Annotated in this window: 25 protein-coding genes and 1 tRNA gene; 25 read left to right on the top strand and 1 reads right to left on the bottom strand. The window is 46.9% G+C overall.

All coding sequences use genetic code 11. The features are described 5' to 3' along the window. Nucleotides 1-1,106 precede the first annotated feature (1,106 nt). From rpmH to SK066_RS23055, 15 genes are all read left to right on the top strand, one after another. Entirely contained in the window at nucleotides 1,107-1,241 is a 135-nt protein-coding gene (gene rpmH, locus SK066_RS23125) for a 50S ribosomal protein L34 (protein ID WP_017815451.1), read from the top strand. A gap of 286 nt (nucleotides 1,242-1,527) precedes the next feature. Further along, nucleotides 1,528-1,878: a ribonuclease P protein component gene (gene rnpA / locus SK066_RS23120; RefSeq protein ID WP_188778287.1), complete on the top strand. Its 351-nt coding sequence runs from the start codon at nucleotides 1,528-1,530 to the stop codon at nucleotides 1,876-1,878. A gap of 76 nt (nucleotides 1,879-1,954) precedes the next feature. Next, nucleotides 1,955-2,809 carry a YidC/Oxa1 family membrane protein insertase gene (locus tag SK066_RS23115; protein WP_188778289.1) on the top strand — a complete coding sequence of 285 codons (855 nt, stop codon included), beginning with the start codon at nucleotides 1,955-1,957 and terminating at the stop codon, nucleotides 2,807-2,809. 74 nt (nucleotides 2,810-2,883) lie between these two features. Then, entirely contained in the window at nucleotides 2,884-3,702 is an 819-nt protein-coding gene (jag, locus tag SK066_RS23110; RefSeq protein ID WP_320543188.1) for an RNA-binding cell elongation regulator Jag/EloR, read from the top strand. A 204-nt stretch (nucleotides 3,703-3,906) separates the two neighbouring features. Continuing rightward, nucleotides 3,907-5,283, top strand: a complete 1,377-nt coding sequence (mnmE, locus tag SK066_RS23105; RefSeq protein ID WP_320543187.1) for a tRNA uridine-5-carboxymethylaminomethyl(34) synthesis GTPase MnmE — start codon at nucleotides 3,907-3,909, stop codon at nucleotides 5,281-5,283. Between the two features lie 526 nt (nucleotides 5,284-5,809). Further along, nucleotides 5,810-7,696, top strand: coding sequence for a tRNA uridine-5-carboxymethylaminomethyl(34) synthesis enzyme MnmG (gene mnmG / locus SK066_RS23100; RefSeq protein ID WP_250345612.1), 1,887 nt, complete (start codon nucleotides 5,810-5,812; stop codon nucleotides 7,694-7,696). A 2-nt stretch (nucleotides 7,697-7,698) separates the two neighbouring features. After that, the gene (gene rsmG, locus SK066_RS23095; RefSeq protein WP_320544954.1) at nucleotides 7,699-8,421 is read left to right on the top strand and encodes a 16S rRNA (guanine(527)-N(7))-methyltransferase RsmG; all 723 of its coding nucleotides are present in this window, start codon (nucleotides 7,699-7,701) and stop codon (nucleotides 8,419-8,421) included. A gap of 753 nt (nucleotides 8,422-9,174) precedes the next feature. Beyond that, nucleotides 9,175-9,993, top strand: coding sequence for a nucleoid occlusion protein (gene noc / locus SK066_RS23090; protein ID WP_188778297.1), 819 nt, complete (start codon nucleotides 9,175-9,177; stop codon nucleotides 9,991-9,993). Nucleotides 9,994-10,073: 80 nt separating this feature from the next. Further along, a complete protein-coding gene (locus SK066_RS23085; protein ID WP_188778300.1) occupies nucleotides 10,074-10,835 on the top strand; it encodes a ParA family protein in 762 nt (253 codons plus the stop codon). Further along, nucleotides 10,828-11,676, top strand: coding sequence for a ParB/RepB/Spo0J family partition protein (locus tag SK066_RS23080; RefSeq protein WP_320543186.1), 849 nt, complete (start codon nucleotides 10,828-10,830; stop codon nucleotides 11,674-11,676). The genes SK066_RS23085 and SK066_RS23080 overlap by 8 nt, the downstream gene beginning before the upstream one ends. A gap of 387 nt (nucleotides 11,677-12,063) precedes the next feature. Then, entirely contained in the window at nucleotides 12,064-13,254 is a 1,191-nt protein-coding gene (locus tag SK066_RS23075) for an aminotransferase class V-fold PLP-dependent enzyme (RefSeq protein ID WP_320543185.1), read from the top strand. A 289-nt stretch (nucleotides 13,255-13,543) separates the two neighbouring features. Then, complete coding sequence (locus SK066_RS23070) at nucleotides 13,544-14,050, top strand: DUF4446 family protein (protein ID WP_188778307.1); 507 nt, start codon at nucleotides 13,544-13,546, stop codon at nucleotides 14,048-14,050. Between the two features lie 343 nt (nucleotides 14,051-14,393). Continuing rightward, entirely contained in the window at nucleotides 14,394-14,645 is a 252-nt protein-coding gene (locus SK066_RS23065) for a putative Se/S carrier protein (RefSeq protein ID WP_320543184.1), read from the top strand. 42 nt (nucleotides 14,646-14,687) lie between these two features. Continuing rightward, nucleotides 14,688-15,692 carry a mechanosensitive ion channel family protein gene (locus tag SK066_RS23060; RefSeq protein ID WP_320543183.1) on the top strand — a complete coding sequence of 335 codons (1,005 nt, stop codon included), beginning with the start codon at nucleotides 14,688-14,690 and terminating at the stop codon, nucleotides 15,690-15,692. Nucleotides 15,693-15,982: 290 nt separating this feature from the next. Next, a complete protein-coding gene (locus SK066_RS23055) occupies nucleotides 15,983-16,207 on the top strand; it encodes a DUF951 domain-containing protein (RefSeq protein ID WP_188778313.1) in 225 nt (74 codons plus the stop codon). Nucleotides 16,208-16,827: 620 nt separating this feature from the next. Here the strand turns inward: SK066_RS23055 and SK066_RS23050 are convergent. Beyond that, a complete protein-coding gene (locus tag SK066_RS23050; RefSeq protein WP_188778315.1) occupies nucleotides 16,828-17,649 on the bottom strand; it encodes a purine-nucleoside phosphorylase in 822 nt (273 codons plus the stop codon). Nucleotides 17,650-18,007: 358 nt separating this feature from the next. Here SK066_RS23050 and SK066_RS23045 point away from each other — a divergent pair. The 10 genes from SK066_RS23045 (at nucleotide 18,008) to dnaB (ending at nucleotide 26,348) form a co-directional block, all read left to right on the top strand. Further along, nucleotides 18,008-18,099: transfer RNA gene (locus SK066_RS23045), tRNA-Ser, on the top strand. A gap of 298 nt (nucleotides 18,100-18,397) precedes the next feature. Further along, nucleotides 18,398-18,685, top strand: a complete 288-nt coding sequence (gene rpsF, locus SK066_RS23040) for a 30S ribosomal protein S6 (protein ID WP_320543182.1) — start codon at nucleotides 18,398-18,400, stop codon at nucleotides 18,683-18,685. Nucleotides 18,686-18,729: 44 nt separating this feature from the next. Further along, a complete protein-coding gene (ssb, locus tag SK066_RS23035) occupies nucleotides 18,730-19,224 on the top strand; it encodes a single-stranded DNA-binding protein (RefSeq protein WP_188778320.1) in 495 nt (164 codons plus the stop codon). A 21-nt stretch (nucleotides 19,225-19,245) separates the two neighbouring features. Continuing rightward, nucleotides 19,246-19,521, top strand: a complete 276-nt coding sequence (gene rpsR / locus SK066_RS23030; RefSeq protein ID WP_188778322.1) for a 30S ribosomal protein S18 — start codon at nucleotides 19,246-19,248, stop codon at nucleotides 19,519-19,521. 268 nt (nucleotides 19,522-19,789) lie between these two features. After that, complete coding sequence (locus SK066_RS23025; RefSeq protein WP_320543181.1) at nucleotides 19,790-20,824, top strand: LCP family protein; 1,035 nt, start codon at nucleotides 19,790-19,792, stop codon at nucleotides 20,822-20,824. 211 nt (nucleotides 20,825-21,035) lie between these two features. Next, the gene (locus tag SK066_RS23020; protein WP_188778326.1) at nucleotides 21,036-21,482 is read left to right on the top strand and encodes a CBS domain-containing protein; all 447 of its coding nucleotides are present in this window, start codon (nucleotides 21,036-21,038) and stop codon (nucleotides 21,480-21,482) included. A 203-nt stretch (nucleotides 21,483-21,685) separates the two neighbouring features. Further along, nucleotides 21,686-22,525 (top strand): DUF2232 domain-containing protein, encoded by an 840-nt coding sequence (locus SK066_RS23015; protein WP_229686016.1) that lies wholly within the window; start codon nucleotides 21,686-21,688, stop codon nucleotides 22,523-22,525. A gap of 12 nt (nucleotides 22,526-22,537) precedes the next feature. Continuing rightward, nucleotides 22,538-24,547, top strand: a complete 2,010-nt coding sequence (locus SK066_RS23010; RefSeq protein ID WP_320544953.1) for a DHH family phosphoesterase — start codon at nucleotides 22,538-22,540, stop codon at nucleotides 24,545-24,547. Next, nucleotides 24,544-24,987, top strand: a complete 444-nt coding sequence (rplI, locus tag SK066_RS23005) for a 50S ribosomal protein L9 (protein ID WP_188778331.1) — start codon at nucleotides 24,544-24,546, stop codon at nucleotides 24,985-24,987. Before SK066_RS23010 ends, rplI begins: the two co-directional genes overlap by 4 nt. A gap of 2 nt (nucleotides 24,988-24,989) precedes the next feature. Then, nucleotides 24,990-26,348 carry a replicative DNA helicase gene (dnaB, locus tag SK066_RS23000; protein ID WP_188778333.1) on the top strand — a complete coding sequence of 453 codons (1,359 nt, stop codon included), beginning with the start codon at nucleotides 24,990-24,992 and terminating at the stop codon, nucleotides 26,346-26,348. Nucleotides 26,349-26,510 lie beyond the last annotated feature (162 nt).

Here is a 26,510-nt window from a genome sequence, read left to right as displayed (position 1 = left end):
AGACTGTCACTCCTTTTAAACTTCCAATTGTGGCTGAAGCCATGCGAGGATATCGAAATAATGAAAATTGTTATATTCAATGGCGTAGAATTATCCCCAGAATACCAAAGCGGTGGATAAAATAAAAAATGGATAAGAGGAAATTGTTCACAACTTTATCCACAGGCTGTTGATAATTTTTAGATTGTAATGATCTATTCACATCGAAAACAATATCATAATAGCAAAAAGAACCCTTGATTTCAATGAAAACTGACATTTTATCCACAAATTCAATCTGTTGTGTATAAAAGTTATGCACACCACAAGATATTGTTTATAATTTGTTCGGAACCATGGGATGGGTTGTGGAGAAAAATTTTTCGCTATTCACAGGGAAAATGGCTGATGGTGGATAACTGTGTATAAGTTTGGGGTTAAAATGGTTTGTGGATAAATGGCTTGTGTCTCTTTTATGTGGATGTGAATTAAGCGTTCTGGGAAGGGATAAGGTAACGGGATCGGGTGGAGGGCGAGAATCTTTTGGAAGGTTAATGATCAAGTGATCATCAGTACATATCAAATTGATAAATGAAAAATGGTTTTTGATTTGTTGAAGATTTGTTGTGATTAAGTAGCTCGCGTGATGAGAAAAGTTCTTTTAAAGTGGTCTTTGTTATTTTGTTACGATCTCACCTGAGTCTAATGAATAACATTGATTTTTTATCCAATGATCGTTTGAATGGGATAAGCTATATCTACTCCTAAATAAACCGTAGATTCTCATGCCTCCATCTGAGTTCTGTCCTTTATACTTTTTCAGAGCGCTTGTTGTACCCATCTAATCTTTGATCTGTATACATCAGGCCAAAGCGACTCACACCCGTTAGACCAAATCCAGATCCAATCCACGTTATACCCACTTCCGCTAAAGTTTTACCTGCATATATAGAAGTAAAATTTTTGTACCGTATTCTAGCTCACATTTCGAAAAAATTATTCCTACGAAATGCGGAAAATTCATTGACGGCATGGTGTTTTCCATGATTAAATATAAATTGGTATTTTTATGTGAACAGACATAGAATCAATATGGGATATAGATTACCTGCAAGGAGGTGCACAATATGAGACCGACGTTTAAACCGAATGTAAGAAAACGCAGTAAAGTACATGGATTCCGTAAAAGAATGAGTACAAAAAACGGCCGTAAAGTGCTGGCGGCTCGTCGCCTTAAAGGCAGAAAAGTCATCAGTGCCTAATATGTACACAAAGACCACTGCGGTGGTCTTTTTTTCTTAATATTACCGTTTGTTCTGTAAAGGGTATATTTATCGACGATTCGTCTGGTTATCCAGCGATAGGTAGATGATGTTTCATATTCTATGCAGGGCAAGCGATTGAACGATAGAACAACTAAGAATGCTACTAAAGAATTCGACACAAGGAAGCATTTTTGCCATGCATCACTACCGGGCAAAAATAGCGCGTACCGGCCTGCTGCCTACTTGATAATCTGCCGGACGCCAAAGCTAAGGAGAATGAAGGGTGCAAAAAAAGCTGCGTTTGCGAAACCGCGCTGATTTTAGTCGCGTATACCGTCATGGACGGTCTTTTGCCAATCACCAGTTTGTTGTGTACTGGTTTCAAAAAAAGGACATTGAGCAATTCCGCATGGGGGTATCGGTCAGTAAAAAGGTCGGTAATGCGGTTGTTCGTAACCGGATGCGCCGGGTTGTGAAGGAAATTGTGCGTCATCATGCGGAGGAGATCGTGCCGCATATCGATATGATCTTTATCGTACGCAAGGGAGCGCTCACGCTTTCTTACCAGGAGCTGGAGAAAAGCATTCTGCATGTGCTGCGCAAATCTTCACTGCTCAAACGCTCGCGGCGGTAACGCTTTCGGTTTATTTGTGCTGTCAAATATGATATGATTTGCAAGGAAATGCAATGGTCAAGAGAGGGGTTATGAAGTGTCGCAATTGAAGACTCGTGGGGGAAAATGGTTCCTCCTTATCGCTGCTTTCGCAGTGGTAGCCCTGTTGGCTGGTTGTACGCCTAGTACGGTACAGACCCATACAACAGCAGATTTATTAAACCATGGATGGTGGAACCGGTATGTGGTGTACTGGTTTGCGTATGCACTGGACACATTTGCCAACTGGTTTAACGGTGAATATGGTCTGGCTGTCCTCGTCCTGGTGTTGATTGTACGTACACTGATTTTGCCGTTAACACTCAAGCAGGTAAAAAGCTCCAAAGCGATGCAAGCGATTCAACCTCAATTGCAAAAGCTGCGTGAGCAATACAAGGATGATCCACAAAAGCAGCAAGCTGAAACAATGAAGCTGTTCCAAGAAAATCAGGTGAATCCTGCTGCCGGATGTTTCCCGCTGCTGATTCAAATGCCGATTTTTATCGCCTTGTATAATGCGATTATTTATAACAGTGCTTTGCGTGAGCACACGTTCCTATGGCTCCAGCTTGGCGAGCCTGACAAATTTCATATTTTGCCACTCATCGCTGCTGCAACGACATTCCTGCAAACATGGATGATGATGCGTATGAACCCGGCTTCGATGCAGGGTCCAATGCAGATGATGATGTATATCTATCCAGTTATTATCGCGATCATGTCCTGGACATTCCCAGCGGCATTGCCACTGTACTGGGTATACAGCAACATTTACACCATCGTACAAAACTACTTCCTGTATCGTAACAACCAGCCGGTTGTGACGGATCTGGGTGTCGCAGTTGATCCAGGGAAAACCCCGTCTGCGAACAGAAACCGCAACAAGAAGAAATCGAAAAAGAAACGTCGCTAAACGCATACCTTTTCATGTAAATCCGGAGTGTTCTTAAGTATCCTTACTACAGTTGAGGAGGGCCGAACATCGAGATGACTACAGTCATTGCGTCTGGAAAAACCATTGATGATGCTATTTCGGAAGGGCTTGCCCGTCTGAATACGACCAAAGAATATGTTGACGTGACGATTTTGCAAGCACCGTCCAAAGGATTTCTCGGTTTGATCGGTGTGAAGCAGGCCCAGGTCAAGCTAACGTTGCTGGAACCACAGGTGTCTATTCCGAGCAGTAAGCCAAAGCCAGCTACAACGGTATCTCCGCGTGAACAACGCGCTACAGAGTCTACCGTGACCAAGACAGCTCCACCAGCAACACCGCAGGAGGATACTGCTGTTGTGAAGCCTGCTGCTTCTACAGATCGTCCGGCTTCGCCGGAGGAGGTATGTGCAGAAGCGATGCAACTCGTCCGCGATGTCGGTACAAGTATTGGGCTGGAGCTACAGGTAGATGTCAAACGTAACCGTGATGGCTATGTGATGAGCATCTCAGGTAGTGATCTCGGGCTGCTAATCGGACGGCGCGGTCAAACGCTGGATGCACTTCAGTATCTGGTGAATATCGTTGCCAATCGCTACTCGGACAAATTCATTCGGATTGTGCTGGACGCGGAGAACTTCCGTGACCGCCGCCGTAAGACGCTGGAGGAGTTAGCCGATCGGCTGGCGAACAAGGTCGTTCGTTCGGGTAGAGAGGTTGTACTGGAGCCGATGTCCTCCCAGGAGCGCAAGGTGATCCATGCACGTTTGCAAAATCATAATCGTGTCAAAACCGCCAGTAAAGGGGAAGAGCCGAATCGCCGTGTTGTGATTGCACTGCGCTCGGGCTCTGCTACCGGAAGCGAGCGGAATTGATGTTTAGAACGTATCGTATTGCAATGATTTTTTACCTTTGGGTAGAAAATCATTGCTTTTTATTTAGGACAGGACTCTGCACACTAGATGATGGTGACGACATAGACGATAAATCTAGTTGCTGCCCATTGCACGTATAGAAGCTAGTTATGAAAATTAGAATATGAGCGCATGAACAGATAGAGGAAGAAGGGATGAGTGGAGATGGTTAGCGATACAATTGCAGCGATTGCTACCGCTGTGGGCGAAGCGAGTATTTCGGTTATTCGTGTGAGCGGACCGGAAGCAGTTGCAGAAGTAAGTCGTATATTTAAAGGACGCGTTCCACTGGATCAGGCAGATAGCCATACGGTGCATTACGGACATATTATCGATCCAGCTACGGGTGAACGAGTGGAGGAAGTTCTGGCGACGATTATGCGTGCGCCGCGCTCGTTTACGATGGAGGATGTGATCGAGATTAGCTCGCACGGTGGCGTGGTTGCTGTGCGTCGTGTAATGGATATTTTGCTACAGCAGCGTATCCGGATTGCGGAGCCGGGTGAGTTTACGAAGCGTGCCTTTTTGAATGGACGGATTGATCTGTCGCAGGCTGAGGGCGTTATTGACCTGATTCGTTCAAAATCAGATCGTGCCTTTTCAGTTGCGCTCAAGCAGGTGGAGGGCAAGCTGTCACGCCAGATTAAGCCATTACAGCAGACATTGATCGAAACGCTGGCGCATATTGAGGTGAATATCGATTATCCTGAGCATGATGTGGAATCCTTTACCGCTGACCTGATCAAAAACAAGTCGGCTGAGGTGATGGCAGAGATCGATAAGCTGCTGCGTACAGCAAATGAAGGCAAAATTTTGCGTGAAGGCATTACAACGGCAATCGTTGGACGCCCGAATGTGGGCAAGTCCTCCCTGCTTAATGCGTTAGCACATGATAATCGGGCGATTGTAACGGACATTCCGGGGACGACGCGCGATGTGATTGAGGAATATGTGACGATTAATAATATTCCGCTCAAGCTGCTGGATACAGCCGGCATTCGTGAAACGATGGATGTGGTGGAAAAGATCGGTGTAGAGCGCTCGCGTGGTGCGGTTAATGATGCGGATCTATTGCTGTTTGTACTCAATAGCAGCGAGCCGCTGCATGAGGATGAGCTGGAGCTGATGGAGCAGATTAGCGGTCGTCAGGTGATCGTGATTTTGAACAAAATCGATCTGCCGGCACAGCTGGATCGTAGTGTATTGTTGCAGCATTTTGGCGAGCAGCAAATTGTCGAGATGTCAGTGAAGGATGATCAGGGTGTGGATCGATTAGAGCAGGCGATCTCGTCGCTGTTCTTCGGCGGAAAGCTGGAAGCGAATGACGTGACCTATGTGAGTAATGTACGTCATATCGGTCTGCTCAAGCAGGCGAAGCGCTCGCTACAGGATGCGTATGAAGCAGCCGATCAGTTCATTCCGATCGATATGATCCAGATCGATGTGCGTCTCGCCTGGGAGCAGCTGGGTGAAATTATCGGTGATTCCGCACCGGATTCGCTGATTGATCAGATCTTCTCGCAGTTCTGTCTCGGAAAATAAAACATATCCACAGGGACAGTATGCTCAAATACAGTTGAAAGATGCTTAAAATTTTGATATTTTGCCGATTTTATTGTGGAAAACGTCTATAAAATCGTAAATTATACGTTATACTACTGGAGTAGCCCTTTTCGATATGGTTGAGGGCTACTCTGACGTGTCTACGGAACGAAACGGGAAGTAGGCATCGGCTGATGAGATCATATGGCTATGAAGCATAATAGCGATGATGGTGTGTGATCAAGCTGGGATAGATAGGTATGCGGTCTGGGTGCTCTTATTTATAACCTTCAGCCTGCAAAAGCATAGTAATACAATGGACAAAGTAGGATATTCGATATCGATGAATGATGGTGTTGATTACTAGGGAACGCGATGCAGTTTTGCTTTCCTTGAAGAGTAATACTTATCCGTCCTCAACCAGTCGATGCCGATATAGAGTCATGATGTGTAGGAAATGGCATTTTATTTATTTTACTTGCAACCACGATCATATCGTGGCTTGAGCAATAGAGGAGGAATACCCATGAGCTATGTGGGTGGAGAATACGACGTTATCGTCATCGGTGCCGGTCATGCAGGCGCTGAAGCAGCACTGGCTGCGGCACGTATGGGCTGTAGCACACTGATGGTAACGATCAATCTGGACATGATCGCATTTATGCCATGTAACCCGTCGATCGGTGGTCCGGCAAAAGGTCATGTGGTGCGTGAGATCGATGCACTGGGCGGCGAAATGGGTCGCAATATCGATAAAACATTTATTCAAATGCGTATGCTGAATACAGGTAAAGGCCCGGCGGTACACGCACTGCGCGCACAAGCGGACAAATTCATGTATCAGCACGCAATGAAAGAAACGATGGAAAATGAACCGAATCTGACGCTGCGTCAGGGGATGGTAGATCGTCTGATCGTTGAAGATGGCGTATGTACAGGTGTGATTACCCAGACAGGTACGACCTATAAAGGTAAATCGATCGTTTTGACGACGGGTACGTATCTGCGCGGCAAAATCATTATGGGTGAGCTGGCTTATGAGAGCGGCCCGAACAATCAACAGCCATCGCTCAAGTTGTCTGAGCATTTGCGTGAGCTGGGCTTTGAACTGGTGCGCTTCAAAACCGGTACACCACCGCGTGTACACCGCGATACGATTGATTTTAGCAAAACCGAAATTCAGCCTGGTGATGACCAGCCGAAGTTCTTTTCCTATGAAACCAAATCGTCCAGCAATGAACAAATGCCGTGCTGGTTAACGTATACTTCCGAAGAAACGCACCAGATCATCAATGACAACCTGCATCGTGCGCCAATGTTCTCCGGTATTATTGAGGGTACAGGCCCACGCTATTGCCCATCGATTGAGGATAAAGTGGTTCGTTTCAGCGACAAGCCGAAGCACCAGATTTTCTTAGAGCCAGAAGGTAAAAACACATCCGAGTACTACGTACAGGGTCTGTCTACCAGTCTGCCTGAGGATGTACAGCTGCGTGTACTGCGCTCCATTCCAGGTATGGAAAATGTTACGATGATGCGTAATGGCTATGCGATCGAATACGATGCTATGGTGCCAACGCAGCTCTGGCCAACACTGGAAACGAAGCGTGTACCTGGCTTGTTCACAGCCGGTCAGATCAACGGAACTTCTGGCTATGAGGAAGCAGCTGGGCAGGGTGTAATGGCAGGTATTAATGCTGCTCGCCGTGCACAGGGCAAAGAAGGCATTGTACTGGATCGTTCACAGGGTTATATCGGCGTATTGATCGACGATCTCGTTACCAAAGGCACGAATGAGCCATATCGTCTGCTCACTTCCCGTGCGGAATATCGTCTATTGCTTCGTCATGACAATGCAGATATGCGTCTGACTGAAATCGGTCATGATATCGGTCTGATTACTGAAGATCGCTATCACCAATTCCTCGACAAAAAAGCAAAAGTTGAACGTGAAGTCGAGCGTCTTAGCAAAGTGAAAGTGAAACCAGTTGATGTGAATGAGATGCTGGAATCCCGCCAATCTGCACCACTGCAAAATGGTACTGATCTGCTAACGGTTCTGCGTCGTCCAGAAGTATCGTATGCCGATATCGAAAGCCTGTCTCCTTCACCAGAGGAATTGACAGAAGACATGAAAGAACAGGTCGAAATTCAGACAAAATATGCTGGTTATATCGAAAAGCAACTTGCCCATGTGGAGCGTCTGAAAAAGATGGAGAAAAAGAAGCTGCCTGAAGATATCGTGTACGAGGAAGTGAAGGGACTTGCGATTGAAGCACAGCAAAAGCTAGCGAAAATCCGTCCGCTATCGATTGGACAGGCTTCCCGTATTTCTGGTGTTACACCAGCCGATATTTCGATTCTGCTCGTCTATCTGGAGCACTATAACCGCGTAACAGCATCCCGGGGGTAATGATGGATTCGATACAGCAACAATTTACCGATATGCTGGAAGCCAAGGGCATCACACTGGATGAGCGCCAGCTCCAGCAATTTGAAGCATATTACGAAGAACTAATCACATGGAATGAAAAAATGAATCTGACTGGCATAACCGAGCGAGATCAGGTATATACGAAGCATTTCTACGACTCGCTTACGCTTGCCTTTTATACCGATATGGGTAAAGTTTCAAGTCTGGCTGATATCGGCTCAGGTGCTGGCTTTCCTGGCATTCCGCTTAAAATTGCTTTTCCACATCTGAAGCTACGTATTATTGATTCGCTCAATAAGCGCATCAAATTCCTGCAAAGCGTGGTGGATCGTCTCGGACTAGAAGGCGTTGAGCTAATCCACGGACGTGCCGAGGAATGGGGACGCAAGGAAGGCTATCGCGATGCACATGATCTGGTAACCGCCAGAGCCGTTGCACGTCTGGCTGTCCTGAATGAATTCTGCCTGCCTTTTGTTAAGCCCGGCGGTACATTCGCTGCGATGAAGGGGAGCGACCTGACAGAAGAGATTAAGGAATCTCGTCGTAGTCTCGGTTTGCTTAAAGGCAAGCTCGATCAAGTGCACCACTTCCAATTGCCAGTCGAGCAATCCGACCGTCATATCGTCCTGATCGAAAAAGAAGCCGCTACACCTGCTAAGTATCCACGTAAAGCAGGAACACCGCTGAAAGAGCCGCTGCTTTGATGATGGGTATGTAGTGTAGGTGTATAGGTTTATTAGATTGGGTATCGATTGTTGATTGGTAGCCGATATGTGGATTTTTGAATGAAGATACGGGTGCTGTAGACATTGCTCGCCTAATGATTACGTTACTATTTAATAGTGCTGGTATATATAGAATCAGCAAGAACAAGTAAAGCCCCTTTATCCGCAGGTTAGGATGAAGGGGCTTTTTTTATTTCGAACAGAAATGTAAAAGAAATATACAGGCGCGTAGGATGTCTATGATAGAGTTGTTCAGAACGAATTAATCATGCAGGATCTAAAGTGTCTAATGCATCTAGAGCATCTAATAGATCATATAAGCAGGGTCTTTCATTTGGATGTTTCACGTGGAACATTTAGCGCAATCTCCATACTATTTTCAGCACATAACAACATATACAAATCCTCATACGCCACCGTACACAACCATTCACACGAATACGCCTATATTATGATCACTACAATCATTTCAGTAACCGAAACAACTGCTTCACTACGAAAAAACCTGCAAATCACACTGATTTTCCAAAACAATTTCACTACCAAGTTTCACAGAAATTTATTCAGTTATCGTAGGATTATGTATGGAAAAGTGATAAAATGGGGAGACGAAACATGCCTCAATGTCGGGCATACAGGCAGCGAGTCCGCTTGCCGGTTATCGGTATTTTAAGTACGCCTGCCTTGTATGGACAGGTGCTGCTATCATAAGATTAGGTGGTCTCATACGGAATGAAAGAACAAATTTCCAAATTGTTTGGCTTGTCCGAACGAGTAAATGGGGATGAAGTCAAACAAATCCCGGTTGCGAACATCACGACCAGTCCATATCAGCCCCGCACGATATTTGACGATGCAAAGATCGATGAGTTATGCCAGACGATCAAGACGCATGGCATCATTCAGCCGATTGTTGTGCGCGTACGCGATGGAAAATATGAGATTATCGCAGGTGAACGACGCTGGAGAGCAGTAAGCAAGCTTGGCTTGCCGACAATTCCAGCGATTGTACGTGAATTTAACGATTCGCAAGCTGCTTCGATTGCATTGATCGAGAACCTGCAACGTGAGGGATTAACCTCTATCGAGGAAGCTATCGCTTATCAAAAGCTGCTTGATCTGCATGCTCTCACACAGGAAAGTCTGGCGCAGCGATTGGGCAAAAGCCAGTCGACCATCGCCAACAAGATTCGTCTGCTACAGCTTCCCGAGGATATTAAGCAGGCGCTTATGGCTCGTCAATTGACCGAGCGTCATGCACGTGCGCTGTTATCACTCGATAGTGAGGAATTACAGCTACGCATCATGAAGGAAGTTATCGAAAAAGAACTAAATGTGAAGCAGACCGAAGCGCGGGTTGCTTTTTACAAGGAGAAAAGTCAGACCAAAAAGAAGTCCAAGCGTGTCTCGTACAGCAAGGATGTTCGTCTGGCCTTAAATACGATTCGTCAGTCGATCGATATGGTATCCGGCTCCGGTCTTGCGATTGATACATCGGAACAGGATCATGATGATCATTACGAGATCGTGATTAAAATACCAAAGCGCTGACAGAAGGGCGGCATGATGCCGCTTTTTCTGTATCCACAAAGCCGTACATCAAGTGACTTTCTAACATTGGGGTGAAGTAGTTGTCCAAAGTGATTGCCATAGCGAATCAAAAGGGTGGGGTCGGCAAGACGACAACATCTGTAAATCTGGGCGCTTGTCTGGCTACGCTGGGCAAACGTGTGTTGTTGATTGATATCGACCCGCAGGGCAATACGACAAGCGGTGTTGGTATCAATAAGGCGGATGTGGAAAATTGTATTTACGATGTTATCATTAATGATATAGCACCAGGGGATGCCGTACAGTCTACAGCGATTGAAGGTCTGGATATTATTCCTGCGACGATTCAGCTGGCTGGTGCAGAGGTGGAGCTGGTGCCTGCCATCTCGCGTGAGCTGCGTCTCAAAAATGCGATTGAGCAGGTCAAGCAGGGGTACGATTACATACTGATTGATTGTCCGCCTTCGCTTGGCATTTTGACGATTAATTCTCTAACTGCTGCCAATTCGGTCATTATTCCGATCCAGTGCGAGTATTATGCGCTGGAGGGATTGAGTCAACTGCTCAACACCGTGCGACTTGTGCAAAAGCACCTGAATACAAGCCTACAAATTGAGGGCGTGCTGCTTACTATGCTGGATGCACGTACGAATCTTGGCTTGCAGGTAATTGAAGAAGTGAAAAAGTATTTTCAGGATAAGGTCTATCGGACAATTATTCCGCGTAATGTACGACTGGGTGAAGCGCCTTCCCATGGCAAAGCGATCATCACCTATGATCCGCGTTCCAAGGGTGCAGAGGTGTATTTAGAGCTGGCAAAGGAAGTGGTATCGTATGAGTAAACGTCTCGGTAAGGGACTGGATGCGCTGATTCCTTCCCTGTCTGTAAGCGAGGATGATAAAGTGATCGAAATTCCAATCAAAGAGCTGCGTCCGAATCCGTACCAGCCACGTAAATCATTTGACGATGAAGGTATGCAGGAGCTGGCAGATTCGATCGCTCAGCATGGTGTCATTCAACCGATTATTGTCCGTAAAGTTCTAAAGGGCTATGAGATTATTGCGGGTGAGCGTCGCTTCCGTGCCGCACAAACTGCCGGGAAAACGACGATTCCAGCTGTCGTGCGTACATTCAGCGACCAGCAGGTGATGGAGATTGCGCTGATCGAGAATTTACAGCGTGAGAACCTGAATGCGATGGAAATCGCGACTGCTTATCAAGGCTTGATGGATGAATTTAAGCTCACTCAGGAGGATTTATCCGCGCGCGTAGGTAAATCTCGTTCCCATATTGCCAACTTCCTGCGACTACTTTCGTTACCGGAAGAGATTAAGGAATATGTTTCACGTGGAACATTATCGATGGGACATGCACGTGCCCTTGCCAGTATTAAAAAAGAGGATCTGCTGCTTGCCCTTGCTCATAAGGCGATCGAAGGCGAATGGAGTGTGCGTCAGCTAGAGGAAGCTGTGCAAAATCTGGAGAACAAGCGTAAAGGCAATGAGGCGGATACAAATAAAAAAGCCGATCCTTATCTGGCTGATCTGGAGCATACGCTACGTGATCGTTTCCAAACGACGGTGAAGATTCGCAATAGCAGCAAAGATAAAGGTAAAATCGAGCTGAGCTATCATAATCGTCAGGAACTAGAACGCCTGCTTGAGCTGTTTAATAAGCTGTAATGTAGTGGCTGGTATCAGTCTGGGCAGGTTTTGATACGATCTGCTGCGATAACAAGAGCATGCGGTGACAAGCTTCTACATCGGAGAACAAGTGTAAAGTGAATACAAACGATGCGAATAACAGCTTGATCTTTATACTGCTGGTTTTATACTTCGGAATGAGATATAGACTTCGAGGTACGGGTATAGCCAATAATATCAAAGGAACACCATTCTAAGGCTGATCAGGCGCCCGTCTTTATCATGTCGGGCGTCTTTTCTTGTGGATAGACGATTCAGATTCAGGATGATAGTGTGCAAGTGTACAGGGAATTGGAATATGGATGAACAACAAGACAGCTATTCGCGATGTATGAGGAAGGATAGATAGCTGGTGGAGGGTACACATTGAACGTTCAGAAATCAGCCAAGACAGCGACATCGGACGATATTATTTATTTGGATCATGCGGCGACATCATGGCCTAAGCCACCTGCTGTGCTGGAGGCTGTTCAGCATGCGCTTTTGCACGAATCTGCTAATCCGGGTCGAGGTAGCCATCGCATGGCAGTGCAGGCGAGTCGTACGCTACTCAAGGCGAGACAGCAGCTTGCCAGACTGCTGAATGTGCGCAATCCAGTTGATATTGCGTTTACGGCAAATACTACGGTAGCGCTCAATATGGCGATTTTCGGCTATGTGCGTCCAGGTGATCATGTAATTGCGACGATGACAGAGCATAACTCGGTGTGGCGACCACTAGAAGCACTAAAACGCTCTACAGGTATACAGGTAACGTATATTCCTGTTGATGCCTATGGACAGCTGGATCTGCATGAGGTGGAGCAGGCGTTCACTGCTCAGACCCGTCTATTGATCTGTAATCACAGCTCGAATCTGTTAGGCAGCATTTTGCCTGCGGCAGAACTGGCGCAGCTTGCTCATCGACATGGCGCTCGTATCCTGCTAGATATTGCACAAAGTGCCGGGCATATTCCGGTTAAGCTACAGGAGTGGGAGATCGATATGGCGGCGTTCCCAGGGCATAAAGGTTTGCTCGGTCCGCAGGGTACAGGTGGCTTATACATTGCACCCGAGCTTGATCTGTCTCCCTGGTTATATGGAGGCACAGGCAGTCAATCAGAGGAAGCAGATCAGCCATCGGTTCGTCCAGATCGATATGAGCCAGGTACGCCGAATACGCCTGGAATTGCAGGACTGGCAGCAGGAGTTCAGTACGTACTTGATCAGGGGATCGAATCGATTGCTGCTCATGAACAGCAGCTTGTTGCACGCCTATGGGATGGCTTATCAAGTATCAAGGGCTTGCGAGTGCTGGGGCCAGCGGCAGATGAGCCGCGTACCGGTATCGTTTCGTTTGTTATGGACCAACAAGACCCGGCACAGATTGCCTTTCAACTGGATCGGCAATATGGCATCGCTGTGCGAGCGGGTATGCATTGTACGCCGCTGGCACACCGGATGGCAGGTACGTTAGCGACAGGCGCAGTACGAGCCAGTGTCGGCTACGGGACAACCGAGCAGCATGTCGATCAGCTACTGGAGGCTGTGCAGTTCATTCAGCGTACAGCAAAGTAGCGAATCGTCGATTAAGCTATGAAATGTAGCGAATGGACAAGCACGTAGTACGGGATACAGCGTTCAAAATGATAGAGGAAAATAAAAAAATTACAAATTTGTAACGGTAATGGAACAAAGTCGTTCATCCAAGTATAATTCTATAGGATTCATAATGGATACCATGCTGGATGTGCCAGCAAAATGAACGAAACGATCATGACGGATGGCGGACAAACAGAATACAGGAGCTACGGAAATAGACATAGTCTCCTGATAAGGCAAAGAAACAAGAGGAGAGCGGACAACGATGGCGGAATTGAACAGTCTGGTTGCAGAGCAACTATTTTTGATTTTGGGTGTGATCGCATTTCTGATCCTGCTGCTACTGATTATTGTAATCGTTCAGGGAGCGAAGCTTCGTAAAATGCGCAAGCGCTATGAACTGATGATGTCAGGCAGTGGAGTAGAGGATCTGGAGTCACTGCTGCTGGATCTGAAGCTGCAAATGGATTCGCTCGAAGATGGGGAAAAGCAGAGAACAGCACGCTTTGCAGCGATTGAAGCGAAGCTACGCACCGTACAGGCGTACACAGGCATCAAGCGTTATAATGCATTCTCTGAGCATGGTAGTGACCTGAGCTTCTCGGTTGCCCTATTAAACGATAATATGGACGGATTTGTATTAACCGGTCTGCATAATCGTGAAAGCTCCTATGTATACGCGAAGCCGATCGCGGCAGGACAATCGACGTACAATCTGTCACCAGAAGAGCAGGAAGCGATTAGCCTGGCGCGCTCCTCAGCCAAAAGCTGAGTATCGATCAAGCCCGGAATATAGCCTCAAGCAGATATCCGCATTATGAACCGCCACATGATAGTGCTACCGTAAAACGTGCACTGTGATGGGCGGTTTTTTCATGTTTGGTTCCAGCTGCTGGGGGAGCTGTTCAAGGACAATTGAACAATGTAGTTAATTTTGCGTACAATAGGGATACTATGTTGAGCTGTACACTGTCACTTGAAGTGATCGTATTCAAGGCTAGCTGCTTATCCGTATGACGGTACAACAACGCTACAACTACAATAGTTGAATCGTAGCGAGAATGGATAAACAGGGATACACGTGACAGTCGATGCTGAGAGGGGTAAAGGTAAAGATGGATAGTAATCTGGTTATGGCATTCGACTCCACTCAACAAGCGCTACGCGCAGAGATGCTACTGGAATATGCAGACATTGAAAATGATATGTTCCCGACACCCAAGCAAATCACAGCAGGCTGCGCGCTTTCTTTACAGTTTCCTGAGCAGGAGCTGGAGCAGGTGCAGCAGATTATTGCGCAGGAGCAGGTTGAGATTAGAGGAATATTTCGTCAGCAGGATGAGACGTATATTCAGATCGAGTCATAATGGATAACAGGTCAGCACGACAAACAGCAGGGAGGAACATGTATGAGATTGTATGACATAGCCAGCCAGTGGACGACCAATCTACTGAGTAGCGAAGGAATAGCGAGTAGTGCATCAGGAGAGATTAATCGGTTTACCGATAGCTTGTGGTCATGGTTAACAGATGTACCGATGTGGACGAATTTTGCGTTTGCCTTGATTCGGATCATTATTATTTTTATCCTGACACGAATTGCGATCAAGTTGATCAATAAGGTGATTGAGCGTTCGCTATCTGGACGGGATAAGAGCCGGATTGCTACCAATCCTCGTCGATTTGTGACGATCGGAGAGCTATGCAAAAATGTAGTGTCCAGTGTGTTTAACTTTATTATGATCATGCTCATTTTGAATGAGTTTGGCTTTAATCTAGGACCACTACTAGCAGGTGCCGGCGTTGCAGGTCTGGCCATCAGTTTTGGTGCACAAAGTATCGTGAAGGATATCATTACCGGCTTTTTCATTATTTTTGAAGATCAATTCGCAGTTGGTGATGTGATTCAGACCGGTACATATAAGGGCACCGTACAAATGGTAGGATTGCGTACGACGCGCCTGGTGAGCTGGAACGGGGAAGTGAATATTATTCCCAACGGTTCGATTATTAGCGTAACGAACTTTTCGCTTTCCAATTCGCTTGCGGTAGTGGATATTCCGATGAGTATGGAACGTTCGCTGGAGGATGCAAGAGACATGGTAACGCGTGCGACAGAAAGTATGAAAACGGACAAGCTTGAGGTGCTGGATGTACCGGAGGTGCTCGGTATTCAGACGCTGACGACAGGCGAATATTCATTGCGTATCATTGCAAAATGTCAGCCAAACTCGCGTGCAGATGTAGAGCGTGCGATTCATACTGCGGTAAAGCAGGAGCTGGATCGCGAAAAAGAGCAGAAACTAGAAGAAGAGCGGAAGGTTGCTGAGCAAGCACAGCAGGCAGTAGACTCCGGTGAGCATTTGCGTACCGAAGCCAACGATAAGCGCGATCCTGATATTTCGAATAATTGATGAAGTAGCGTATGATGAATGGCTGGAACAAAAATCCGTTCGATAGAAGCTTACATGATTATCGAATAAACTAGTAAAATATACGAAACGACCTGCTATGAACGATGAGCAGGTCGTTTTTTATGCATAATTTTATCCACAGTCACCTAAAACGTACAAAATCTGCTAAAATGATTGTGGATAAGAGCATGAACGATGGTGTCTCATTCATTCACATGGTTATCCACAGGTTGATGACGATGATATAATGAGACATATTAGCATGCAGATGAGCGGAGGGAGTGAACCGAATGGAGCGCAAGCAATTCGAGCTAGGGGATATCGTACAGATGAAAAAACCGCATCCGTGCGGTAGCAATGAGATGGAGATTATCCGCATGGGAATGGATATTCGAATCAAGTGCGTAGGCTGTAAACACAGTGTACTCGTGCCACGAGCGAAGTTTGAGAAGAATATGAAAAAGGTACTTCGTTCTGTGAATGATGCAAGTGAACCTGCATCGACAACAGAGTGATCGATTCAAAATAAGGGTAGCGTTTGCAAGAAGAAGCGGATCGAAGTGGAATAAGAGAACGATCGTGGAGGCTTGCCAATTGGTCAAAGCGAAAAAAGTCATAAACAGTTTATCCACAGCTTTAATGATAGCGTTTTTCTATGGATTGCTAACGAATGGACGATTAAAAAGCGTGTGAAAGAGGTTATCCACTGTGGATAACCTCTTTTTTTATACATCGATCTATCCATTGTATGTTGAATTAAAGAATGTATCGGATGGTAGCACCTGTGCGTTAACAATACATCAGGGATAGGAGATATTTTCGGTGTAGTCGATCCTAGTAAAGAACAGCATTATTACCTTCAATCTCTACAATTGTCAGAGAAAAGAGCGTTGTTCGCTTCTGCTAGATACAATACGACGATGCTGATCATCATAGCATACAGAATAACATGTATTCCAAGTAGCAGTAGATTGCGCTATATATCCTTTTCCCAAAATGCGTCCCTACAACGTAACATCAAGCATCCAGATTCGTCAATAATCATTCATTGCCAAAAGACAACGTCCCCAAATGGTAATAACGTTTTTGCGTTCATTATATTCAGGACTAAAAAAGTTACTAGATAATAACAAAATCAAACCTCTTGCAAAATACCTTTGATCAGATCAACAAACGTCGTTCTCACCTTGGCAGCGACCTCGATTACCTCATCATGACTGAGCGGCTGATCCAGAATACCGCAAGCCATATTGGTCAAACAGGAAATGCCAAGCACCTTCATACCACCGTGCACAGCTACAATCGCTTCTGGTACAGTCGACATACCTACAGCATCTGCACCGAGTGTACGAATCATGCGAATTTCGGCAGGTGTTTCATAGGCAGGACCTGTCCACCATGCGTACACCCCTTGCTGGAGTGAGGTGCCCTGTTTAGCAGCGACGCGCAAGGCGATTTCGCGCATTTCAGGATGGTAGGTTTGGGATAGGTCAGGGAAGCGAGTACCCAGCTCTGGATTGTTAGGGCCGATCAGCGGATTATTCATAACCAGATTGATATGATCGGTAATGATCATCAGCTCGCCGGGAGCAAAGCTTGTATTGACTGCGCCACAAGCATTCGTAACGATCAGCTTATCTACGCCAAGTGCCTTCATAATACGAACCGGGAAGGTAACCTCATCCAGTGTAAAGCCTTCATAGTAATGAAGACGACCTTTCATTGCTACGACGGTCTGACCCATCAGTTGCCCAATCACCAGCTCATTCGCATGTCCTACCGCAGCCGATGTAGCAAAATGAGGAATCTCCACATAAGGAATAACGGTAGCCTGCTCGATCTCGTCAGCCAGTCCACCAAGGCCAGAGCCCAGAATCAGACCGATCACCGGTGTGATAGCGCCTGTACGACTCAGAATATAGTCTTTTGCTTCCTGAATATGTTGTGATTGATGCATAATGAACATTCCCCCTGCTTGAATTTAAATGGATACCTGTATCGGTAGTCTTCGGGTCTTATGCGATGATGCCTCTTCAGTGTAAGAGATGCGTGATGACCTGTAAATAAAGGAGTAGAGCGGCAGAAATGCATCATGCTGCTTGATGAGCCGAGGACGAGTTCTATGCAGATGTAGCGGTAAAATAGTATCAATCTGATAAAGCTAAGCTCCATCCTCGATTAGCTAGCACACCCTTCTAATTCAGCCATTAGGAAAAATGTAAACGTATCTATTGCCAAGCGCGAAATGATGAAGTATAATCAGTTTTGTTGTAAATTGATCGCTCTGCTCGTTGCAGAATAGCGATTGGTACTATGGAGAGGTACCCAAGCGGTTATAAGGGGACTGACTCGAAATCAGTTAGGCGTCTTAGGGCGTGCGAGGGTTCGAATCCCTCTCTCTCCGCCATCCCATTATTGATTTGTTACATATATGATTCGTGACTAAGCTCTGTTGCAGTGTTCTGCGGCGGAGCTTTTTTATATGTGGCTTCCGATACGGCTTGAAATCCTGGATATATTCCAATGCCGATCCATTTGTTCAAAATCGAAATGTGAAGTTAAAGCAGCGAAAAAACATAGTAAATATCAATAATAAATTGTTGTATGTGGTCGCTATATATGATATGATATTACAGTTCGAGTTTGTGCTCGTTCCTTGCTCCTGGCATTGATCAGGGGCCTTAGTCCAAGAGGAGGTGAAAACTATGCGCAACTATGAAGTAATGTACATTCTGCGTCCAGAACTGGAACAGGAGGCTGTTGAAGCGTTGACTGAACGTTTCAAAGGCATCATTACAGCTGATGGCGAAGTAACTGCCCATGATGTTCAAGGCAAGCGCCGTCTTGCGTATGAGATCAACAAAATTCGTGATGGTATCTTTGTTCTGGTTAACTTTACAGCAACTCCTGCTGTAGTAGCTGAGCTTGAGCGTATCATGAAGATCTCTGATGACGTTATTCGTTATCTGATTACTGTAGACGTTACGAAGTAATTGTTAAGTATTGAATTGTAAACTCGTTTGAGGAGGGGATTGGATTGTTAAACCGTGTCATTTTGATCGGACGGTTGACCAAAGACCCGGAACTTCGCTATACACCTGCAGGTGTGGCTGTGACGCAGTTTACGCTGGCAGTGGATCGTCCTTTTACGAGCCAGGGTGGAGAGCGCGAAGCGGACTTTATTCCGGTCGTAACATGGAGACAACTGGCAGAAACTTGCGCCAACTACTTACGTAAAGGTCGCTTAACGGCGGTCGAAGGTCGCATTCAGGTGCGTAATTATGAGAATAATGAAGGTAAACGTGTATACGTGACTGAAGTTATTGCTGATAATGTACGTTTCCTTGAATCGAACCGCGACGGTGGTAACAGCAATAGTGGAGGCTATCGTGAGGAAGCACCTTACGGCGGCGGTAACAACAATAGTAGTAACCGCAGCAGCAATGGAAACAGCTCTTCTCGCGACAATCACGATCCATTTTCCGATGACGGTAAACCGATAGATATTTCCGATGATGATTTGCCATTTTAATGTAGGAAAGGAATGAATCAGATGAGCTTTAATAGACGTGAAAGCGGAGATGGCGAAGGCAGACGTCCAGGTGGACGCCGCGGTCGCAACAAACGCCGTAAAGTATGTTACTTCACTGTAAACAAAATCACTCACATCGACTATAAAGATACGGACCTGCTTCGTAAATTTATCAGCGAGCGTGGCAAAATCTTGCCGCGTCGTGTGACTGGTACAAGTGCAAAATATCAGCGTATGCTGACTACTGCGATTAAACGTTCCCGTCAAATCGCACTGCTGCCATACACTACTGAATAGTATCTGACCTTGCAGCCTGTCTGCAAATCAGACCGAGCGTACAGCGCCGTATTTCCTCGTGAAATCGGTCGTCTGTACGCTTTTTTATATGTATGTACATAGATAATGAAGCATAAAGGATAGATGGATTTCGTAAAATACTTGCAAAGAAGCCTGTCATCCTCCACACTGGAGAGGATGGTGTAAAATAATGTAATTTGTGTCATTCCGCGCATCTTACGTTTAATGAACTTAAAACATAGGTCTGCCTGAAATGAGGAATGGGACAATGACAAGAAAGCAAAAAATAGGGACTGGTATTGCGACTGCTTGCTTGCTGTTACTGGCGAGCGTGTGGATATGGTGGAAGCCAATTTCAGCTACGATGTTTGACTGGTTTGTCGCCGATTCACTGGAAACTCAGCTTCAGCAGACGTATCAGCCTGTCCGTCAGATGGGTGGCGAGCAGGAGGAAACGGAACCGGCGGTTGTGATGACAGAGCCATTCTCGATTTTGCTTGTCGGGAGTGATCAGCGTGAGAATGAGAAGGCGCGTTCAGACACGCTTATTTATGCTGTCGTACGTCCGCTTGAAAATCGGATTTTATTGATTTCGATTCCGCGTGATACGTATACGGAAATTGTCGGGCGCAATCGGATGGATAAGATCAATCATGCTTACGCCTTTGGCGGTATTAAGATGACGATGGATACGGTCGAGCATTTTTTGGATGAGAAGCTGAATTATTATGCTTCGATTAATTTTCACGGATTAGTGGATGCGGTCGATGCTCTGGGCGGTGTGAAGTTGCCGATTGAAAAGGATATTGTGAACCGTGATCCGAATCATGAGCAGTTCACGATAAAGGCCAATAAGCCGATATATTCAGGACAGGAAGCGCTTTATTATGTGCGCTACCGCGAGGATAGCGATTTTAATCGGACGAAGCGTCAGCAGATCTTTTTGCAGGCGATGGCCGATCAGGCATTTCAATTGAAGCAGCTGGATCGTGTACCGGAGCTGCTGAATATTATGGGGGATAATTTTAAAACCGATATGCGTCCAGAGCTGTTAACGGGCATCCTGAGTCAATTGCTGCGCACAGGTGAGCCGCAAGTTGAAGCGTTCACGATTGCTGGAGATGGTAAAAAGATCGATGGCGTCTATTATGATATCCCGCATGAGGATGAGCTGAAGGAGGCCAAGCAGCTGATCGATGACTGGATGAGTAAGGAAGGGCCGGATGCGAAGCCGTCTGAGCCGACAAAGGATGCGGCTGAAGGCAGTGCCGAAACGGTCACATCGAAGTCTGAAGTTCGATAACTTGGGCAACTCGCTTTATTGTGATCCCTTTATCGCTTAAAATAGAAGAGAAGCATCGTCACCATGCCATACGGTACGATATCAAGCTACTGCGGCGGAATGAGTAAGCTGTTCGATTCTCTGTTCTGTCGCTACATCGAGTCAATCTTTGCTGCACCAGGCTGCCCTATGGCACCTGAAGGCCGTAATACGACGAGGAGGACATTTTTTCATGAATATCGCGTTTTTTCTGCTGCCCAAGCAGGAGGTCGTTTGCGTCACCCTTAATTCGACGCTGCGCCAGACGCTGGAACGGATGGAGTACCACCGCTATACATCAATTCCGATGCTGGATAAGAACGGAAAGTACGTCGGTACGATTACCGAAGGAGACCTGCTCTGGTTTATGAAAAATTCCGGTGGCAAGGTTACGTTTGAAAATGCTTCAAAGTTTTTGCTATCTGAAATTCCGCTCAAGCGGGATGATAAGCCGGTATCGATTGATGCCAATATGGAAGACCTGATTAATCTCGCCAAGGTACAGAACTTTGTGCCTGTTGTTGACGATATGAACCGATTTATCGGCATTGTACGTCGTAGTCAGATTATTGAATATTGTGAGCAATTTGTACGAGGTGGCGAGTATATCGCCGAAAAAAACCGTATCTCCGGCAGCTAATGTAGGAGGCTATGCCCGCTGTATAATTCCGTGCGTCCGTGCCTTCGTCTATGCTATAATTATGAGTAAATCTTTTTTAGCGAGGCCGAACAACTTGTGCGTAAGAGGTGAATCGTTTGAAACTGCGCTGGACATCTATAGCCTGGAGCGCTGCATATCTGCTCCTGCTGCTATCTTTAATAACATCTGTCAGAGTCATTGGTATGCTATTTCTCATCGTACCCATCGTCGTGCTGTATTCAACATTGACCTTACGCCAATTCATTATGCATATGATTCCGGTATGGCTGATTGCCTTGATTTTTGCCGGACAGGCGGGTTTGTTTTTACCGATACTCGGGTTATTTTTCATGATCCCCGGTATCGTCATGGGCAGGATGTACAAGAAATTCACCCCTGCATTACGGATTATTTTTGCAGGTGGCTTAACGGCTCTGGTCGAGCTGCTGGTGCTGCTGCTCATTGCAACAGCGGTATTCCATTTCAGTCTGGGTCAGTATGTACGTGATGTGATCGAAATTGCGATTACACCACTGCGTGCGATGGCAGATGTGAATACCGATCTGAGTGATGTGTTAACACCGGAGTATATTATCGGGCTGAGTAATTATACGCTCACGCTCATTCCGAGCGGCTTGATTATTGCCTCCTTTACGATGGCAATCATTACGCATGCAATCTCGCGTCCGCTGCTGGAAAGTATGGGCTATTCGGTACCCCGCCTCAAGCCTGCACGCGACTGGCGTCTGCCACGCTCGCTGATCTGGTACTATTTGATCGCTGTATTTCTGGAGATCATTGCGCGGGCAAATATCACAGGCGTACTTGCCGCGATTGTATTAAACTTTATGCCACTGGTACATCTGGCATTCACGATCCAGACGATTGGCTTTGTCTTTTTCTGGGCGAGTCATCGAAAATGGGGCTCTTTCCTGCCCTTCGTGCTATCGATCGTTGTCGTATTGATTCCGCCGCTGCGGATTATCGGTATTCTGGATCTGGCATTTCCGCTCCGCGAGTATATTACGAGACCGAAACGGTAAGGGTGATGAATGATGCCTAATTTTTTGCTAAACCGCTGGCACGGATACCGGTCAGTATGGGCATCACTGCTCATGCTGGTGCTTGTGATCGTGCTCTCCTGGTTCAACTGGGTCGTCGGACTGGTGGCTCTATGTGCAGTCGCTGTGTTCGCTGTGATCTTGGTTCGTTCAGAGCTTGCCTTTCGCCGTGAACTGGATGAATACATTGCGGGTCTGTCATTTCGTATCCGGCGCGTCGAGGAGGAAGCAGTCAGTACGCTTCCTTTCGGTCTTGTTTTGTATGACAACAAGTTTTCGATTGAATGGCATAACCGTTATATCGCGGGTCTATTTGGGCGCAAGACGCTGGTTGGCTCGCCGCTGGACGAATGCTTTAATGATTTTCAAGAACAGTATAAAAAGGCACTGGACGCGCGTAAGGAAGCCACGCGGGAGAAGAGTGCGATTAAGGAAGTTCGATTTGAGCTACAGCATGATGCACGTACATTGGAGTGTATTGTGCTGCCTGATGAGCGGCTGATATATGTGCAGGACGTGACCGAGTTTGCCAGTCTGCGTGATCGGTATGAGGATGAGCGTCTGGCGATCGGCGTGGTGCTGCTCGATAATTTTGATGAAGCTTCGCAAGGGATGGACGATCAGCTACGCGCAAGCCTGATTGCACGGGTGGCGACGCGTATTACCGATTGGGCGAAAACGTACCGCATCTATGTGCGCCGTCTGTCGTCCGAGCGTTATCTGTTGCTGCTGGATCGCAGATCGTTGCGTGAGCTGGAGCAGAGCCGATTCGTTATTTTGGACGAGGTGCGCGAGATGACAGCGGATCTGAAGGTTCCGCTGACGCTCAGTATCGGGATCGGCTTCGGTACCGAGACGATCAGCGAGCTGGGTGAGCTGGCACAATCGAGTCTGGATATGGCGCTGGGACGCGGTGGTGATCAGGCAGCGGTACGTGCGGAGCAGCGATTGTCCTTTTATGGGGGCAAGTCCAATGCGATCGAGAAGCGTACTCGTGTCCGTGCACGCGTGATCGCGCATGCGTTACGCGATCTGATGCTGGATAGCGATCAGGTGCTTGTGATGGGGCATAAAATCCCAGATATGGACGTGATCGGTGCCTGTATCGGTATACTGAAGGCAGCCGATATGTATGAGGTTGAAGCCTATATCGTGCTGGACGGTGTGAATCCGTCGATTGAGCGTATGATGGAGCGTATTAATAATGATGAGCGTCTGTCGGTACGCTTTATTACGCCGGAGGAAGCGCTCAGTATTATGACCGAGCGTACGCTGATGGTTGTCGTGGATACGCATAAGGCATCGATGACAATTGAGCCCAAGCTGGTGGAACGCGCACGTCGTGTGGTCGTTATCGACCATCATCGTCGTGGTGAGGAATTCATCAACGATGCGGTGCTTGTCTATCTGGAGCCGTATGCGTCCTCTGCCTGTGAGCTGGTCACTGAATTGCTACAATATATTCATGACAAGGTACAGTTCACGACGCTGGAAGCGACGTCACTGCTGGCAGGGATTACGCTGGATACGAAGCATTTTGCTCTGCATACCGGCTCGCGTACGTTCGAGGCAGCAGGCTTCCTGCGCCGGAATGGTGCAGATACCGTGATGGTGCAGCAGATGATGAAGGAGGATTTGAACGAGTTTATCGCCAAATCCGAGATCATGAAAAAGGCTCGCATCATTCACGAGCATATTGCGCTTGCGGTTACCGACCCGGGACAGCAGGAATCACAGATGCTGATCGCACAGGTAGCCGATGCGCTGCTGAATATGAACAATGTGTACGCTTCGTTCGTCATTAGTGAGCGTATGGACGGACTGATCGGCATCAGTGCCCGCTCGATGGGCAAGATGAATGTTCAGGTCGTCATGGAACGTCTGGGCGGTGGCGGTCATTTAACGAACGCTGCGGTACAGCTTGAAGGCAATATTGCAGATGCGGAGAAGCGTCTGCTGGATGTACTGAATCAAATGAATGAGGAAGAGGGGTTATTTGAATGAAGGTCATTTTGCTGAAAGATGTTAAAGGAACAGGTAAAAAAGGTGAGGTTAAAGAAGTATCGGACGGTTACGCACAAAACTTCCTGATCAAAAATGGTCATGCGAAGCCAGCAACCGGCGGTAACATCAAAATCCTCGAAACACAGCATGCTGCGGTAGAGCGTCACAAGCAAGAGGAGAAAGAAGCGGCTCAGGAGCTGGGCAAAACACTGGAGGAGCTTACCGTACAACTGAAAGCAAAATCCGGTGAAGGCGGTCGCCTGTTTGGCGCGATCACCAGCAAGCAAATTGCTGAGGCGCTGTCTAAACAGGGTCACAAAATCGACAAGCGTAAAATTGATCTGGACGAGCCCATCCGCACACTGGGTGTAACTCAGGTAACGGTAAAGCTGCACCCAGAAGTAAAAGCTACGCTTAAAGTCCAAGTTACAGAGGAATAAGCATGGGCGGCGAAATATTTTACGACCGGGTTCCTCCGCAGAATCTGGAAGCTGAACAGGCGGTTCTGGGTGCCATTTTGCTGCAATCCGAAGCGCTAATCAGCGTCATGGAGCGTATCGACACCGAAGACTTTTACGACAAATCCCACCAGTTGATCTATGAAGCGATGGTCAATCTGGGGGAAGAGAATCAGCCGATTGACCTGATTACACTCACCTCCCTGCTACAGGATCGTACGCAGCTGGAGGATGTGGGCGGCGTTAGCTATCTGGCGAAGCTTGCCAATGCGGTGCCGACCGCAGCGAACGTAGATTATTACGCACAGATTATTGAAGAAAAATCGATGCTGCGTCGTCTGATTCGTACAGCGACACAGATCGTTAGTGAAGGCTATACGGGCGGCGAGGACGTCGGCAGTATGTTGGGCGATGCCGAGCGTAAAATCCTCGAAATCTCCAACCGACGCAGCGGAAGTGGCTTTATCGCTATTCGCGATGTGTTGATGGAGGTATTCGAGCGCGTCGAAACGCTGAGTGAGAATAGCGGTAATACAACCGGGATTCCAACAGGCTTTATCGATCTGGATAAAATGACGGCTGGCTTCCAGCGTAGTGACTTGATTATCGTAGCTGCACGTCCGTCTGTAGGTAAAACGGCGTTTGCCCTGAATATCGCGCAAAACGTCGCCGTACGTGCGAAGGAAACGGTCGCGATCTTCAGTCTGGAGATGTCGGCTGCACAGCTAGTACAGCGTATGATCTGTGCCGAAGCCAATCTGGACGCGAGCGTGATGCGTACCGGTGAGTTCAAGGAAGAGGATTGGATGAAGCTAACGATGGGCATTGCGTCCCTGTCAGAATCGGAGATCTATATCGATGATACACCAGGTATTACGGTATCCGAGATTCGTGCCAAATGCCGTCGACTGAAAAAGGAGAAGGGACTTGGAATGATCGTTATCGACTATCTCCAGCTCATCTCCGGTCGCGGTAAAGCGGGCGAGAACCGTCAGCAGGAAGTATCTGAAATCTCGCGTACGCTCAAGCAGATCGCCCGTGAGCTGCATGTGCCGGTTATCGCCCTGTCTCAGCTCAGCCGTGGTGTCGAGCAGCGTCAGGATAAGCGTCCGATGATGTCTGACCTTCGGGAATCCGGCTCGATTGAGCAGGATGCTGATATCGTATCCTTCCTGTATCGTGATGATTACTACAATCAGGACACGGAAAAGAAAAATATCATCGAGATCATTATCGCCAAACAGCGTAATGGTCCGGTCGGTACGGTTGAGCTCGTCTTTTTGAAAAACTTTAATAAATTCGTCAATTACGAACGTGTCCAATCGGATATGTTTACCGGATAGATAGAAATGATAAATTGATTATTTCCAGATCAACAAAACCACTTTCCCTGCGACAATCGTTCAGGGAAAGTGGTTTTTTCTTGTAAAATGAAGAAAAAATAAGCTAGCACCCTTGTAGTGGATGCCAGCTTAATAGATTTGTCATCAGGTTTAGATAAAAGG

The sequence above is a fragment of the Paenibacillus hunanensis genome, assembly GCF_034055775.1.
Taxonomy (GTDB): Bacteria; Bacillota; Bacilli; order Paenibacillales; family Paenibacillaceae; genus Saccharibacillus; species Saccharibacillus hunanensis.
Note: the sequence above shows the minus strand (reverse complement) of the source record. Positions and strands in the feature narration are given on the sequence as shown.

Coding starts and splice junctions, on each gene's coding strand:
- SK066_RS23015 (WP_229686016.1), top strand. CDS start 21,686: ATGCTATTTCTCATCGTACCCATCGTCGTGCTGTATTCAACATTGACC.
- SK066_RS23020 (WP_188778326.1), top strand. CDS start 21,036: ATGAATATCGCGTTTTTTCTGCTGCCCAAGCAGGAGGTCGTTTGCGTC.
- rpmH (WP_017815451.1), top strand. CDS start 1,107: ATGAGACCGACGTTTAAACCGAATGTAAGAAAACGCAGTAAAGTACAT.
- jag (WP_320543188.1), top strand. CDS start 2,884: ATGACTACAGTCATTGCGTCTGGAAAAACCATTGATGATGCTATTTCG.
- SK066_RS23055 (WP_188778313.1), top strand. CDS start 15,983: ATGGAGCGCAAGCAATTCGAGCTAGGGGATATCGTACAGATGAAAAAA.
- SK066_RS23065 (WP_320543184.1), top strand. CDS start 14,394: ATGGATAGTAATCTGGTTATGGCATTCGACTCCACTCAACAAGCGCTA.
- SK066_RS23010 (WP_320544953.1), top strand. CDS start 22,538: ATGCCTAATTTTTTGCTAAACCGCTGGCACGGATACCGGTCAGTATGG.
- rplI (WP_188778331.1), top strand. CDS start 24,544: ATGAAGGTCATTTTGCTGAAAGATGTTAAAGGAACAGGTAAAAAAGGT.
- SK066_RS23060 (WP_320543183.1), top strand. CDS start 14,688: ATGAGATTGTATGACATAGCCAGCCAGTGGACGACCAATCTACTGAGT.
- rpsR (WP_188778322.1), top strand. CDS start 19,246: ATGAGCTTTAATAGACGTGAAAGCGGAGATGGCGAAGGCAGACGTCCA.
- rsmG (WP_320544954.1), top strand. CDS start 7,699: ATGGATTCGATACAGCAACAATTTACCGATATGCTGGAAGCCAAGGGC.
- mnmE (WP_320543187.1), top strand. CDS start 3,907: ATGGTTAGCGATACAATTGCAGCGATTGCTACCGCTGTGGGCGAAGCG.
- mnmG (WP_250345612.1), top strand. CDS start 5,810: ATGAGCTATGTGGGTGGAGAATACGACGTTATCGTCATCGGTGCCGGT.
- dnaB (WP_188778333.1), top strand. CDS start 24,990: ATGGGCGGCGAAATATTTTACGACCGGGTTCCTCCGCAGAATCTGGAA.
- SK066_RS23080 (WP_320543186.1), top strand. CDS start 10,828: ATGAGTAAACGTCTCGGTAAGGGACTGGATGCGCTGATTCCTTCCCTG.
- SK066_RS23050 (WP_188778315.1), bottom strand. CDS start 17,649: ATGCATCAATCACAACATATTCAGGAAGCAAAAGACTATATTCTGAGT.
- SK066_RS23070 (WP_188778307.1), top strand. CDS start 13,544: ATGGCGGAATTGAACAGTCTGGTTGCAGAGCAACTATTTTTGATTTTG.
- noc (WP_188778297.1), top strand. CDS start 9,175: ATGAAAGAACAAATTTCCAAATTGTTTGGCTTGTCCGAACGAGTAAAT.
- SK066_RS23025 (WP_320543181.1), top strand. CDS start 19,790: ATGACAAGAAAGCAAAAAATAGGGACTGGTATTGCGACTGCTTGCTTG.
- rpsF (WP_320543182.1), top strand. CDS start 18,398: ATGCGCAACTATGAAGTAATGTACATTCTGCGTCCAGAACTGGAACAG.